The organism is Comamonas sp. Z1 (genome assembly GCF_008121555.1).
Classification (GTDB): domain Bacteria; phylum Pseudomonadota; class Gammaproteobacteria; order Burkholderiales; family Burkholderiaceae_C; genus Comamonas; species Comamonas thiooxydans.
The window spans coordinates 174564-188686 of sequence record NZ_VOQT01000008.1 but is presented as its reverse complement, the minus strand read 5'-3'; the positions used below and the strand labels follow the sequence as shown (position 1 = coordinate 188686).

The 14123-nt window shown below is 64.1% G+C and carries 13 protein-coding genes; 8 read left to right on the top strand and 5 right to left on the bottom strand.

The annotated features are described in order from the left end of the window. The first annotated feature begins 103 nt into the window (after positions 1-103). Genes FSY45_RS16070 through FSY45_RS16060 form a run of 3 tightly spaced genes read left to right on the top strand, consistent with a single transcriptional unit; the run spans position 104 to position 2345 of the window. Entirely contained in the window at positions 104-1108 is a 1005-nt protein-coding gene (locus FSY45_RS16070) for a glycosyltransferase family 2 protein (RefSeq protein ID WP_039050713.1), read from the top strand. Further along, entirely contained in the window at positions 1105-1521 is a 417-nt protein-coding gene (locus tag FSY45_RS16065; RefSeq protein ID WP_370512838.1) for a GtrA family protein, read from the top strand. Before FSY45_RS16070 ends, FSY45_RS16065 begins: the two co-directional genes overlap by 4 nt. Then, entirely contained in the window at positions 1518-2345 is an 828-nt protein-coding gene (locus FSY45_RS16060) for a ChbG/HpnK family deacetylase (protein WP_046461431.1), read from the top strand. The genes FSY45_RS16065 and FSY45_RS16060 overlap by 4 nt, the downstream gene beginning before the upstream one ends. A gap of 294 nt (positions 2346-2639) precedes the next feature. Here the strand turns inward: FSY45_RS16060 and FSY45_RS16055 are convergent, their stop codons facing one another. Next, a complete protein-coding gene (locus FSY45_RS16055; protein ID WP_039050715.1) occupies positions 2640-4112 on the bottom strand; it encodes a PLP-dependent aminotransferase family protein in 1473 nt (490 codons plus the stop codon). A 382-nt stretch (positions 4113-4494) separates the two neighbouring features. On the opposite strand from FSY45_RS16055, the gene FSY45_RS16050 reads away from it, so the two are divergent. Together FSY45_RS16050 and FSY45_RS16045 are read left to right on the top strand one after the other, a co-directional pair. Beyond that, complete coding sequence (locus tag FSY45_RS16050; RefSeq protein ID WP_046461432.1) at positions 4495-5676, top strand: PLP-dependent aminotransferase family protein; 1182 nt, start codon at positions 4495-4497, stop codon at positions 5674-5676. 228 nt (positions 5677-5904) lie between these two features. Then, the gene (locus FSY45_RS16045) at positions 5905-6831 is read left to right on the top strand and encodes a PhzF family phenazine biosynthesis protein (RefSeq protein WP_080944452.1); all 927 of its coding nucleotides are present in this window, start codon (positions 5905-5907) and stop codon (positions 6829-6831) included. Between the two features lie 14 nt (positions 6832-6845). Here FSY45_RS16045 and FSY45_RS16040 read toward each other — a convergent pair whose 3' ends face one another. The 3 genes from FSY45_RS16040 to FSY45_RS16030 form a co-directional block, all read right to left on the bottom strand. Next, positions 6846-7505 carry an ABC transporter ATP-binding protein gene (locus tag FSY45_RS16040; protein WP_003065547.1) on the bottom strand — a complete coding sequence of 220 codons (660 nt, stop codon included), beginning with the start codon at positions 7503-7505 and terminating at the stop codon, positions 6846-6848. 157 nt (positions 7506-7662) lie between these two features. Then, positions 7663-9315, bottom strand: coding sequence for an iron ABC transporter permease (locus FSY45_RS16035; RefSeq protein WP_041743883.1), 1653 nt, complete (start codon positions 9313-9315; stop codon positions 7663-7665). 205 nt (positions 9316-9520) lie between these two features. Beyond that, positions 9521-10549, bottom strand: coding sequence for an extracellular solute-binding protein (locus FSY45_RS16030; protein ID WP_046461434.1), 1029 nt, complete (start codon positions 10547-10549; stop codon positions 9521-9523). 285 nt (positions 10550-10834) lie between these two features. On the opposite strand from FSY45_RS16030, the gene FSY45_RS16025 reads away from it, so the two are divergent. The 3 genes from FSY45_RS16025 (at position 10835) to FSY45_RS16015 (ending at position 13098) form a co-directional block, all read left to right on the top strand. Beyond that, complete coding sequence (locus FSY45_RS16025) at positions 10835-11512, top strand: histidine phosphatase family protein (RefSeq protein ID WP_003065553.1); 678 nt, start codon at positions 10835-10837, stop codon at positions 11510-11512. Between the two features lie 48 nt (positions 11513-11560). Then, positions 11561-12010 (top strand): hypothetical protein, encoded by a 450-nt coding sequence (locus FSY45_RS16020; protein WP_046461435.1) that lies wholly within the window; start codon positions 11561-11563, stop codon positions 12008-12010. 101 nt (positions 12011-12111) lie between these two features. After that, on the top strand, positions 12112-13098 hold the full coding sequence (locus tag FSY45_RS16015) for a tripartite tricarboxylate transporter substrate binding protein (protein ID WP_012836837.1): 987 nt from the start codon (positions 12112-12114) through the stop codon (positions 13096-13098). Between the two features lie 105 nt (positions 13099-13203). Here FSY45_RS16015 and FSY45_RS16010 read toward each other — a convergent pair whose 3' ends face one another. Next, positions 13204-14079, bottom strand: a complete 876-nt coding sequence (locus FSY45_RS16010; protein WP_046461436.1) for a creatininase family protein — start codon at positions 14077-14079, stop codon at positions 13204-13206. Between the last annotated feature and the right edge of the window lie 44 nt (positions 14080-14123).

Genomic DNA, 14123 nt, shown 5'->3' with positions numbered 1-14123 from the left:
AGCATTGCCCAGGGGCGTGAGTATAGCGACGGCCCTTTTGAGGCGACACAAACCGTGACCGGCTCCAGCAAGCAGTTACAGACTTGCGCGAAAATCCTGCCCTATGACCGATCTTCACGCCGAATATGCACCCGCAGCCCCGCCAGCACAATTGCCGCGCCAGCCGCTGAGGCTGAGCTGCGTGGTGCCGGCCTATAACGAACAGGCCAATATCGAAGGCTTTCTGCGTGCACTGGCCCAGACGGTTCGGGCCTTGACGCCCGATTTCGAGATCGTGGTGGTCAACGACGGCAGCCGTGACGGCACGCATGAGCTGAGCCTGCGCCTCGCCCAGGAGCTGCCGCTGCGCTATCTGGCCCTGTCACGCAACTTCGGCAAGGAAGCGGCACTGTCTGCCGGCATAGACCACGCCCGCGGCAATGCCGTGCTGCTCATCGACGCCGATTTCCAGCATCCGCTCGAGATGCTGGCCGAAATGCATGGGCTGTGGCAATCGGGCTACGAGATGATCTATGGCGTGATCGCCGACCGCGGCGCAGAAAGCGGTGCCAAGCGCGTGGGTACCGATCTGTTCTACCGCGTGATGAACTCGGGCAGCGCGGTCAAGATGCCGCCCAACGCGGGCGACTTCCGCTGGATGGACCGCAAGGTCGTCGATGCCCTCAAGGCCTTGCCCGAAAACAACCGCTTCATGAAGGGCTTGTATGCCTGGGTCGGCTTCAAGACCGCCGCCCTGCCCTTTGTTCCCAAGGACCGGGTCGCCGGCAGCTCCAGCTTCAATCTGCGCCGCCTGGGGTCCCTGGCCCTCCTGGGCCTGACCTCGTTCACCACCCTGCCGCTGCGCGTCTGGAGCATGGTGGGGGCGGGCATTTCGCTGCTGGCTCTGGCCTACGGCCTGTGGATTGCGGCAGAAGCCCTGTTCTTTGGAAACCCTTTGCGCGGCTGGCCCACGCTGGCCGCCAGCATCATGCTGTTCTCGGGCGTACAGCTGCTGTCCATAGGCATTCTGGGCGAGTACATCGGCCGCATCTACGAAGAGGTCAAGCGCCGCCCCATCTACCTGGTGGCGCATGACGAGGACCGCAGCCCGCTGCGCGAGCCATCGTGATCGCGGACGCGCTGCAAAGGCTGCGCCGCCTGCCGCAGTTGCTGCAATTCGTACTGGTGGGCGGCTCGGCAGCAGCCACACATCTGGCGATGGTCGGCCTGCTGGTCTCTCTCTCCGGCATGCCGCCGCTCTGGGCCAACGTGCTGGCGTTTCTCGTGGCCTTTGTAGTCAGCTACAACGGTCATGCGCTGCTCACCTTTTCAGCAGCGCAGGCCAGGGGCTGGCCGGTGGTGGCGAAATTCTTTGCCGTGGCCTGTCTTTCGTTTGTCGCCAATGAGGCGCTGTACTACATCGCCCTGAACTGGCTGCACTGGCATTACTTTTGGAGTCTGGCCGCGGTGCTGGTGCTGGTGGCCATAGGCACTTTTGTCATGAGCAAGTTCTGGGCCTTCAAGGCACGCAGCGCCGCATGAATCACATGAATACCTCACGCGCCATCCTGCTGTGCGCCGATGACTACGCCCTGCATCCGCTGGTGGACGACGCCGTGCAGCAGCTGACTGCAGTCGGCCGTCTCTCGGCCACCAGTTGCCTGACTACTTCCCCCCTCTGGCCGCAGGCCGCAGCGGCCTTGCGGGACTTGCGCCCCCGGCTCTCGGTGGGTCTGCATTTCAACCTGACCGAAGACCATGGCGGACAGCATGACGCCCAGGCGCTGGGCACGGTGCTACGCCAGGCCTATGCACGGCAGATGCCGCAGGGTCTGATGCGCCAGGCCTGGCGCGAACAGCTCGATGCTTTCGAGCAGGTCATGGGCACGGCCCCGGACTTCATAGACGGCCACCAGCATGTGCATCAGTTACCGGGTCTGCGGGCCGCCATGCAGCAGGAGCTCCAGAGCCGCTACGCCGCGCACGAGATGCCCTGGGTGCGCTCCACGGCACCGGCCTCGGGTCTGTGGCGCAGCCCCAAGGCCGCCATCATCGCCTTGCTCGGCGGCTGGACCACCACCCGGCAACTACGCCATGCAGACATTCCCATGAACCATGGTTTTGGCGGCGTCTATGGCTTTGATGCGCCCGACACGGCCAGCTACGGCCGGCAGATGGCCGGCTGGCTGCCGCATATGGCGGCTGGCGGCCTGCTGATGTGCCACCCGGCCAGCGGCGTGGTGGAGGGCGATGCCATAGGCAGGCAGCGCCCCGTGGAGTTCGAGTATCTGATGTCCGATGCCTTTGGCGAGCTGCTGCAGCGCACAAGCTGCCATATCCATCAGGGTCCCGTCCAACTGGGTTAAGAACGTGTTGACGATCTCTACGCAGTCGCGTTGGAGCGCAATCGGGATGAGTTCAAAGCGTTGGCTCGCCGCTTGCACCGGGGTGCAAGCAAGAGTCAGCGCGCAGAAATCGCCCGATTTCGCCCCAACCCTGCGGGACAGAGGGTTTGCGGGCGGTCTGCGGCGTTGCCTCGCCGGCCGCGCGAATCCGCGCAATAGCAGAGCTATTGCTGCGGTATCGCGCGCGGGGGGCCGCCCCCTTGCATCCCATCCCGCAAACCCTCTGTCGCGGCGCGAGGAGATCGTCAACACGTTCTACAACTTCTGTGCCTGGGCCCGCATCTGGGCCACCACGCGCTCGAAGACACGCCAGAAGGCGGCATCCTGTGTGGTCGCGAAGTTGATGCGCATGCAGGTGCTGGAGCCCCGGCTGGCATGGAACATGGCACCTGGGGCAATCATGTAGCCCTGATCCAGCAGCAGTTGGGTCAGCACCTCGGTATCCACGCCGGTATCCACCCAGCCGAACATGCCAGCAGGCTCGGCCACAAACCGGCAGCCGGCGGCCTGGGCCAGCGCCACGCTGCGCGTGCGCGCCTGGGCCAGATGCTGGCGCAGCCGCTCGGCATGGCGGCGCAACTGGCCTTGCTCCATGCACAGGGCCAGGGCCTGCTCCATGGGGGTCGGCGTGGACAGGGTGGACAGCAGCTTGGTGTCCAGCAGTCTCTCGACCAGATCGGGCGGCGCGGCCAGATAGCCCAGGCGCCAGTTGGGCACCAGCACCTTGGCAAAGCCGCTGATGTAGATGCTGCGCTGCAAGCGGTCCAGCACCGTCACGCGCGGAGCGTGATCGGCAGCGATATGGCAGTAGCTATCGTCCTCCACCACATAGAAGCCGTATCGCTGCGCCATCTGCAGCACCTCATGGGCGCTGGCCGCGCTCAGGCTGTAGCCCGTGGGGTTGTGCAGCACACTGACACTCACATAGAGCTTGGGGGCCATGGTCTCGCAATAGCGCTGCATCACCGCCATGTCCGGCCCCTCGGGCCCGCGCGGCACGGGCAGCACGCGCATGCCCATGGCGGCCAGGCGCGCATATTCCACGGCCCAGCCCGGCTCTTCCACCATCACCGGATCGCCGGGCTGCAGCAAGGCTCGGCTCACGATGTCCAGCGCCTGGGTCGCCCCCAGGGTGGTGATGATCTGGCCAGTCCCCACCGCAATGCCTATGCGCTGCAGGCGCCGCGCCAGCGCCTCGCGCAGCCGGCTGTCGCCCATGGGCTCGCCATAGCGCACCAGCGATTCGCGCAGCGCCTGCCCGCTGGTGACCTTGCGCATGGCGGCCACCAGAAAGCCGGCATCCAGCCATTCGGCAGGTAGCACGCCGGCACCGGGCTGGGGCTTGCCGGCCACACTCTCCACAAACATGCCGCGAATCAGCATGGTGGCGTTGATGCGCGTGCCAGGCGGGATGCCTACCGGGGTATTGACCGCTCCCGCATTGATAGCTATCTGCGCTTTACCCTCCGGCATTTGAAGCGGATTTTGCACAATATCGCGCACATAAAAGCCGCGCTGCGGCCTGGCCTCGACCAGCCCCTGGGCCTGCAGCAGGTCGTAGGCAGCCACCACCGTGTAGGGGCTCACGCCTTGCTGGCGCGCGCATTCACGCACCGAAGGCAGGCGCGCGCCTGCGGGCAGCAGCCTTGTGCGTATGCGCTCGGCCAGACGCTCGGCCAGCTGCTGGGTCAGGGTCAGGGCCGCCTGGCGGGACAGGGAGATGGACATGGTGATGTGCAGCGAACTGTATTGAAGCGAATACCGATACAGAAGCCATAATTGTGAGACTGTCTGTATAGGTACTGTAATGGTCTCAAGCGTATATTGAGTCCATCAACCTCTCTTGGCCGCCCTCCACACAGGGCTATGGTCACGGTCTGCAGTCTCACCGACTGCAGACCAAACAGTCGCAATTGCCCGCCAGCCCACACAGGCAAACCGGCCGCGACACAATAAGCCCACCTGCTGGTGCATGGTTGCAGCGCTTTGTGCGCCGCAGCGATTGCATCCCGAGCCCAAAGCTCAGGCCGGCACATGCCCGACAACGGCGTGAGAATGCACACCGGCCAGCCCTGCCCGGGCTGGAAACGTAGAGATCGAGTACTGTTTTATGACAACATGGACGCTGGCAGAACGTGCTGCCAAGATGAATTCCTCCGCCATCCGCGAGATCCTCAAGCTGACCGACCGCCCCGGCATCATCAGCATGGCTGGCGGCCTGCCTTCCCCCAAGGCCTTCCCCCTGGATGCGTTCACCGAAGCCTGCCAGACCGTGATGCAGCGCGACGGCGCCGCAGCCCTGCAGTACTCGACCACCGAGGGCTTTGCCCCGCTGCGTCAGGCGATTGCCGACTTCCTGCCCTGGAACGTCGATCCCGAGCAGATCCTGATCACCACCGGCAGCCAGCAGGCGCTGGACCTGATCGGCAAGGTATTCCTGGACAAGGGCAGCCGTCTGCTGGTTGAAAAACCCACCTACCTCGGCGCCCTGCAGGCCTTCACTCCCATGGAGCCCGTGGCCGTGGGCGTGGACAGCGATGACGAAGGCATGCTGATCGAAGACTTTGCCAAGCAGATCGGCAGCGGCGCCGACAAGGCCCGCCTGGCCTATGTGCTGCCCAACTTCCAGAACCCCACCGGCCGCACCATGAGCGATGCGCGCCGCCAGGCTTTGGTCGATAAGGCCAAGGAACTGGATATTCCCCTGATCGAGGACAACCCCTACGGCGACCTGTGGTACGAACAGGAGCCTCCCCTGCCCCTGGCTGCACGCAACCCCGAGGGCGTGATCTACATGGGCTCGTTCTCCAAGGTGCTTGCCCCGGGCCTGCGCATCGGCTTCATCGTCGCGCCCAAGTCCGTCTACGGCAAGCTGACCCAGGCCAAGCAGGCCGCCGACCTGCACACCCCCAGCTTCAATCAGCGCGTAGTGGCCGAAGTCATCAAGGACGGCTTCCTGGACCGCCATGTGCCCACCATCCGAGCCATGTACAAGGCTCAGCGCGATGTGATGCTGATGGCTCTGGAGCGCGAGATGGCCGGCCTCGACGTGAAGTGGACACGTCCCGTGGGCGGCATGTTCCTCTGGGTCAGGCTGCCTGCAGGCATGGACGCCCAGGCCCTGCTGGCCAAGGCCGTGGAGCGCAATATGGCTTTTGTGCCCGGCGCGCCCTTCTATGCCGGCGATGCGCAGAACAACACGCTGCGCCTGTCGTATGTGACGGTGTCTGCCGAGCAGATAAATATTGGCATTGCTGCTCTGGCTGACGCCATCCGCAGCAACACCCCCTGAGGCGCTGACGCGCCTTCCCCCTCTCTCTTCGGGAGGGGAACGACGCCATCGCCGCAAGGCGGCGGGGCCGCCTAGGCTCTTGCTCGGCGTCTCTAATACCCCATGGCATGTGCGATGCCTCATCAACCGGCCTGACACGAACCACCGTGCAGCGCCGGTTTTTCTTTTTGCCGACAATCGCTGCCCATGTCTGCCTGCGCACATACCAGCCCCCTCTCTCGTCCCTATATGACCGTGGACGTGTTCACGCATACTGCGTTGCTCGGCAACCCCTTGGCCGTGGTACTGGGTGCCGATGGCTTGAGCGATGCGCAGATGCAGGCCTTCGCGCGCTGGACCAATCTGTCGGAAACCACTTTTGTGCTGCAGCCCACGCCCGAGGGGCTGGCTGCGGGCGCCGACTACCGGCTGCGCATCTTCACGCCCGCGGGCGAGCTGGCTTTTGCCGGCCACCCCACGCTGGGCAGCTGCCATGCCTGGCTGGCCCAGGGCGGCCAGCCGCGCAACCCCGAGCAGGTACTGCAGGAATGCCAAAAAGGCCTGGTAGCCATTGGCTGCGATGCGCAAGGTGCGCTGTTTTTCGAAGCCCCTTCGCTCGACTCCCAGGAGATTTCCGAAGAGGAGCTGGCACCCGTGCTGCAGGCCCTGGGCCTGCAGCGGGAACAATTGCTGATGGCGCGTAGCCTCTACAACGGCTCGCCCTGGCTGGGAATGCTGCTCGACCACCCCGATACGGTTCTGAGTGTGGAGCCAGACTTTGGAGCACTCAAAAAGCTGGGGGCCAAAGCAGGTCTGGCGGCCATTTATGAGGTGGAAGAGGATGCCCCGCTGATTGGCCGCTCCAGCCGCGAGGCCCGCGCTTTTGCCAAGCAGGCGGAAGAAGCAGCTCAAGAAAAAGTGACCCCAGCCCAGCCACGCCTTGAAGTGCGCGCCCTGATAGGCGAGACCGCCAGCGAAGACCCTGTCACCGGCAGCCTGAATGCTGCACTGGCCCAATGGCTGACGGGCGAGGGTCTGCTGCAGACGCCCTATATCGCCGCACAAGGCGTATGCGTGGGCCGTGACGGACAGGTTCATGTCCAGACCGCCGCCAACGGCAAGCTCTGGGTGGGCGGCCATACCGTGACCGTCACATCAGGCCGCGTCCTGCTTTAGACCTCAGAGCCGGCTCAGAGCTGGGCCGGCGTCATCCTGCAGATCTGGTCGGCCATGGTTTCGGCCTCCTGCGCGTTGTGCGTGACCAGAATCGCCGTCTGCCCGGTGGCCCGCAGAATATCGCGGACCTCCAGCGTCAGGCGCTCGCGCGTGGCGGCATCGAGATTGGAAAATGGCTCATCGAGCAGCAGCAAGGCCGGGGACGGCGCCAGGGCGCGGGCCAGCGCCACACGCTGCTGCTGACCGCCGGACAGCTCGTGCGGGAACTTGCTACCTGAATTCGCCAGCCCCACCACGGCAAGCAGCTCCTGCACACGTTTGTCGCGCTCTGGCTTGCCCATGCGACGCAGGCCGAAGCCCACGTTCTGCACTGCCGTCAAATGCGGGAACAGGCCGTATTCCTGAAACATCATGCCCACATGGCGCTGCTCGGGAGGCAGATGTGTGCCGGGGCCGGAGAGCAATACCTCGCCCAAATGAATGCTTCCCGCGCGCACCGGCTCAAAACCCGCAATCGCTCGCAGCACAGAGGTCTTGCCGCAGCCCGAAGGGCCGAGCAAGCTGGCGATATGACCTGCAGGCACCTGCAGATCAAAGCCCTGCAGCACGGTGTGCAAGCCCTTGGGCGTGTCATAGCCCAGTTGCAGCTGCGCAATTTGTAGAGAGGCGGTCATGCAATCACTTCATCACGACTTACGCAAAACGGGTTCATGCAAGACAACTGCCTCAAAAGGCAGGCCATTGTTGCATTCTTGTATGCGTAAGTCTTATTCATATTCAATAGCTGCTTGCGTAATACCCATAGGCGCCGCAGCCCATCTTCATGCTTATTCATCGCTGCCCACCCGACAGCTGCGTGCGCGCCAGCAGCATGACGGGAACCAGCCCCGCGACCACAATGCACAGCGCGGCGATCGCGCCCTCCTCATAGGTGCCGCGCGCGGCTTCCGCATAGAGCCAGGTGGCCAGGGTGTCGAAATCGGCCGGGCGCAGCAGCAAGGTGGCAGGCAGCTCCTTCATGGCATCGACAAACACCAGCATGGCACTGGTGGCCATGGCGGGCCGCAGCAGCGGCAGATGCACGCGGCGCAGCGTGCCCAGGCGGCTTTCGCCCAGCAGACGCGAGGCCTGCTCCAGCGTCGGCGGGATACGTGCCAGTCCGGCCTCGATGCCGCCCACGGGCATGACCAGAAAGCGAATCACGCAGGCAGCCACCAACACAATGCCCTGCCCCATCAGAGGCAGGCCATTCATACCGAACAGCTGGGCCAGCCCGGCGTCGAACGCCAGCGCCGGCGTCAGCAGGCCGATGGCCAGCACCGTGCCCGGCACGGCGTAGCCCAGCGCCGCCAACTGCGCTGGCCAGCGCGAAGGCGCTCGCGTGCTGATGCCGGTGCGCGTGGCCCAGGCCACGACAAGACCCGCAGCCACCGCGATCACGGTCACGCCCAGCGCCAAACCCAACGTGTTGAGCAGACTGGATACCAGGCCCTCGGACACGCCAGAGCCCTGCACCAGACGCTTGCCGCTTTCCCAGGCCAGATAGGCCGCTGGCGCAGCAAAGCCGATCAGCACCGGCAAACTGCAGGCCAGTGTTGCCAGCCAGGCCCTGCCTGCGGGCAGGCGGTGCGGCGCTATGGCCCGCATGCGCTGGGCCGAGCCAAAGCGCTGACGACTGCGCCCCTGACGCTCCAGCCAGACCAGGGCCACCACGGCCAGCAGCATGGAGCAGGCAATCTGCGCGGCACCAGCCAGATCGGAGCGCGTGACCCAGGTGGTGTAGATCGACACCGTGAGCGTGTGCACGCCCAGAAACTCGGACGCACCGATATCGTTGAGTGTCTCCAGCAGCGCCAGGCTCAGACCCACAACCAGCGCCGGTCGCGCCATGGGCAGGGCCACGCGCCAAAAAGCACCCCAGCGGGTCTCACCCAGCGAGCGTGCAGCCTCCATAAGATGCGCCGGCTGGGTCATGAACATGGAGCGCGCCGTCATGTACACATAGGGGTAGAGCGTGAAGCCCAGCACGAAGATCGCACCGCCCATGGAGCGAAGATCGGGCAGGCGCCACTGACGCGGGCTGTCGTACCCCAGCAACCAGCGCAGCGCGCCCTGCACCGGGCCTATGGGGTGAAGCAGGTCCAGATAGGCAAAGGCCACGATATAGGCCGGCATGGCCAGCGGCAGCAGCAGTGCCCAATGCAACCAGCGCCGCCCCGGAAAATCACAGGCCGTCACCAGCCAGGCGCAGCCCGTGCCCACCACCAGCACCACCAGGCCCACCCCGCCCAGCAGCCAGGCCGTATTGGCTGCGGCATCGGGCAGCACATAGCGCAGCAGATCCTGCCAGTGCGCCCAGTCCGCCCCCAGCGCCAGCCAGGCCAGCGAGGCAATGGGCGCAAACACCCCCAGCGCAATCAACCAGCTTGCGCCCTGCCACACCGGCCCAACGGGCCTGAGCCCTGAACGAAGATAAGAAAACATCAAGACAAAACGATCACGGCAAGACCAAGGGCCCAGAAACAGACATGCCCCAGCAAAGGGGCTCAAACAGGAGCGCAATGCTAAAACAAGCATGCTCCCAAGCAAGGGACAGCGAGCAAGGGCCGTCCCGCTGCGATGCTGTCGTCCCCTCCCCTAGTGCGCAGCGCATAGAGAGAGGGGAAGCGGCGGGGCCGCTCAGGGGTGTTTACTTGTCGAATCCCACCTTGTCGACCAGCACGCTGGCAGCCTTGCGGTGCTTGGCAATCTCGGTCAGCGGCAGCGGATCGATCTTGATCTCGCCGATGCTCTGGGCCACCACGGGGTCCAGCGCCACGCCCTTGCGCACAGGGTGCTCGTAGTTGGCCTGAGCGTACATATTCTGGGCCGGTTCGGAGACCAGGAACTCCAGCAGCTTCACGGCTTGATCGCGGTTGGGCGCGTGCTTGGCCACCGAGGCGCCGCTGATATTGATATGCGTGCCGCTCTTGGGATCGTTGAAAGTAGGCTTGACGACCTTGATGGCATCACCCCACTTGCGTGCGTCCGTACCTTCCTTGGCCGCCTTCATATGGCCCACGTAATAAGTGTTGGCCAGGCCCACATCGCAGATGCCGCCCAGAATGTCACGCGCCACGTCGCGGTCACCACCTGTGGCCTTGCGTGCCAGATTGGCCTTGACGCCCTTGAGCCACTGCTCGGTCTTGGCCTCGCCGTCATGGGCAATCATGGCGGCAATCAGCGCCGTGTTGTAGGGGTGCTGGCCGGCACGGCTGCAGACCTTGCCCTTGAACTCCGGCTTGGCCAGGTCTTCATAGCGGAAGGCGCCGATCTTCATGTCCTTTTCGGCATACAGCACGCGGGCCCTCATGGACAGCGCAAACCACTGATTGTCTGCGGCACGCAGCTGGGCAGGAATGGCGGCGTCCAGAATGCTGGACTTGACTGGCTGGGTCACGCTACCGTCCACCAGATCCAGCAGATTGCCGATATCCACCGTCATCAACACATCGGCAGGCGAGCGCTGGCCTTCGGCCTTGACGCGCTCCAGCAGGCCGTCCTTGACGAAGACCGTCTTCACGCCGATCTTGGTCTGGGCCGTGAAGGCCGCCAGCAAGGGCTGGATCAGTGCCGGTTCACGGGTGGTATAGAGCGTGATGTCCTCGGCGTGGGCGGACAGCGCAGGGGCGCACAGGCTGGCAACGGCGGCCAGTGCAAACAGGGGTCGTCGAAACATGGAGGGCTCCAGAAGGTGAACAGGCATAAAAAAACACGCTCCGCCTCGAAATCGACAAGCCTCCTGCCAGCCAAGTGCAAGAGATCCGTGAACCAGTACCGAAAGCGGAGCGTGTTGTTATGTTTTTGAGAATAGCTCTCAACTATCTTAACCGAGCGCCAGGCCATGCCTGTACCTCAATCCCGATGCGAGATGCAGAAATGCGAACCAGTCCGCTGTCACCCAAGCGCCACCTGGTCGCAGGCATGACAGCGCAGCAAGCGGCCAAGGCCCAACATCCGCGCCATGGGAAACCTCTACCTTGTGCGCCATGGCCAGGCCTCGTTTGGCGCGGATGATTACGACCAGCTCAGCCCACGCGGCCAGGAACAGGCCGTGCGTCTGGGTGAATACTGGCGTGAGCGAGGTCTGAAGTTCGACGCCGTCTATGCAGGCACGCTCAAGCGCCATCAGCAGACGCTGGCCGGCATAGTCCAGGGTCTGGGCAGCGCTTCCAGCCCCGAGGCACAAAACCGGCCCGGACTCAACGAGTACGACAGCGAAGCCCTGCTGCGCGCCATCCATCCTGCCCCTCTGCCCAGGCCCGATACGCCCGAGCTGTACCGCCATCATTTCCGCCTGCTGTGCGACGCGCTGGCGCAATGGATGGGAGGTACCATCAGCCCGGTCGGCATGCCTGACTGGAATGGTTTTGCGGATGGAGTGCACCAGGTGCTCGAGGAGATACGCCACCAGCACAGCGGCCAGAACGTGCTGCTGGTCAGCAGCGGCGGCCCCATCTCCGCGGCCGTGGGCCAGGTGCTTGGAACCGCGCCCGAGGTGACCATCGCCCTCAATATGCGGCTGCGCAATATTGCAGTGACCGAATTCAGCATCAGCCCCAAGCGGCTGATGCTGCAAAGCTTCAATACGCTCAATCATTTGGATGGGCTCGAGTACAGAGACTGGGTCACCGCAGCCTGATCACCCACGACCCCGGCGCAGGCAAACACAAGCTGCTACAAGTCCTGCATGGACTCCATCTTTCTCAGCCTTGGCGATACGGCGCTGACGCTTGACATAGGCGCGCAGCAGCACCGGCTGCCCATCGGCATTGCCACCCTGGTCAAGGCATTTGACCAGCGCATGCCCAATGCGCTGATGCTGGAAAACGCGATTGCCGATGTCGAGGATGCCGTCATGCCGGCCGGGCGCTGGCTGCCTGCAGGCGCCAGCCTGCTGCAAACGACAGCCCCGCTGCTGCGGCAATTGATCCACAGTGCCACAGCCGACCCGCAAGCCACCCAGGCGTCACGCGAGGCCATCGAGAACCTGTTCGAGCTGCTGGCGCGCCAGGCCCAGCAGCCCGGCCATGCCGACCCGCAGCTGCCGCAGACCCCCGAACATGCAGCCGCCCTGCTGATAGTGCGCGAGGTCATGCATCACTGGGGACTGGATACCCTGCAAGCAAGTGGTAACTAGCCATACCTGTGCGGCATAGCAGACAGAACGCTTTGCGGCTGCCTCCGGGCATCTTTCGGCGGCACACTCTTGGGATAAAAGTTTCAGACAGAAGGACAAGCATGAAACGCCGCAGTTTTACCCAATCCCTGATCAGTGCCGCAGCGGGGGCTGCCCTGCTGAGCGGATTTGCCGCCACCGCCCAGGCCGAAGGCCTGTCCAACCGACCCATCCGCATCGTCGTTCCCTTCGGGGCCGGCGGCGTTGCCGATGTGACGGCCCGTGTCGTGGCCCAGCAGCTGTCCACCCAGCTCGGCCAGCCCGTGGTCATAGACAACAAGCCCAGCGCGGGCGGTATCGTGGCGGCCGACACCGTGGCCAAGGCGGCGCCCGACGGACATACGCTGTTTCTCATGTCCAACGGCAGCGCCGTCACGGTGAATCTGTTCAACAATCTGCCCTTCGACATGGTCAAGGACCTGACGCCCATCTCCACGCTGGGCTACTTCGACATCGGCGTCATCACCGATGCCAAATCGCCCTTCAAGAATTTGGGCGAACTCGTGAGCTATGCCAAGGCCAATCCCGGCAAGCTGAACCTGGGCAGCATCAACGTGGGCAGCACCCAGCACCTGGCGGCAGAGCTGTTCAAGACCACGGCCGGCATTGATGCTCAGATCGTGCCCTTCAACGGCACACCCGCCGTGGTGACCGCGCTGCGCGGCAAGCAGATCGATGCGGCCGTGGAAATTCTCACGCCCATCATGGGCCAGATCAATTCCAAGGCCGTGAACCTGCTCGCGGTGACGGGCGAGAAGCGCTCGCCGCTGCTGCCCAATGTGCCCACGGCCCAGGAATCCGGCGTCAAGGGCTTTGTGGCCTCGTCCTGGAATGCGCTGGCTGCACCCTCCAAGACACCAGCCCCCGTGATCGCGCGTCTGAACAAGGAAATCAACGCCGCCGTCAACAACCCCGAGGTCGCCAAGAAGCTGCGCGAACTGAATGTGCAGGCCCAGGCCAGCACGCCAGAGCAGACCGCCAAGCTGCTGCAATCGGAAATCAAGCGCTGGGGCGATGTGATTGCTCAGGCAAAAATACCGAAGCAATGACAGCGAGGACTATGTTTTCAGTAGCTTCTAACGCTTGATAGCATTGATTTTCAAAACAAAACAGCCTGCAAATGCAGACTGTTATTGCGTGAGAAGCTCCTGAATTCAAAGCGGCTGCGGCTGGTTTCCCACCGTGCTCAGGGGCAGATCATGAATTTCGCTCAGCAGCCTGACCAGGCCCTCGGCCGATGAATGCACCATGGCCGCGCCGCGCTCGGCCGTCGCGGCGGCGGAGTTGCCCACGGCTCCGGCCGGGTTGTAGTCCTCAATGGCCCAACCCAGCTTGGCACTGCGGCCATTGCCGATGAAGTGGTATTTGCCGGCCCGCAGCTCCGAGCTGGAGGCGAAGTTCTGCGCACGCTCCATATGCACGGTCTCGGGTGCCAGGTGCAGCATCATCGATGTCTCCACTTCGCCGCCGTGAATACCGAAGCGATGCTCATGCGCGCAGAACTGCTGGTTGGCCGCGTCGTCCACCAGCCCGAACCAGCTGGCACTGTAGACCAGCAGGCCATGCTTGATGCGCAGCTCGCGCGCAACGATGTCCATCACGCTGACCTGGCCGCCATGGCCGTTGAGCAGCAGCAGCTTCCTGATGCCGGCACGCGCCACGCAGGCGCCCAGCTCCGTCCACAGCGCGATCAGCGTGGCCGGCTGCAGGCTCAAGGTACCCGCATAGTGCGTATGCTCGACCGAAAAGCCGATGTTCTGCGGCGGCAGAAACAGCACCGGCAGCTCGGCGGGCAGTTGCGCCACAGCGGCATCGATGACGCCCTCTATCAGGCTGGCATCGACCGACAGCGGCAGATGCGGCCCATGCTGCTCCACCGCCGCCACGGGCAGCACGGCCACGGTGTCTGCGGCCAGGCCATTGTTCTGGGCCAGGGCAAAGTCATGGGCCGATGCCTGGGCCCAGAAGCGTGACGGCCAGCGGGGAAGCACGCTTGCGGGAGTGGTCGGTGTATTGCTCATGGCCATCATCGTAGCTGCGCCAGCGCCCCAAAACCACCTCATGCCCCGGATTC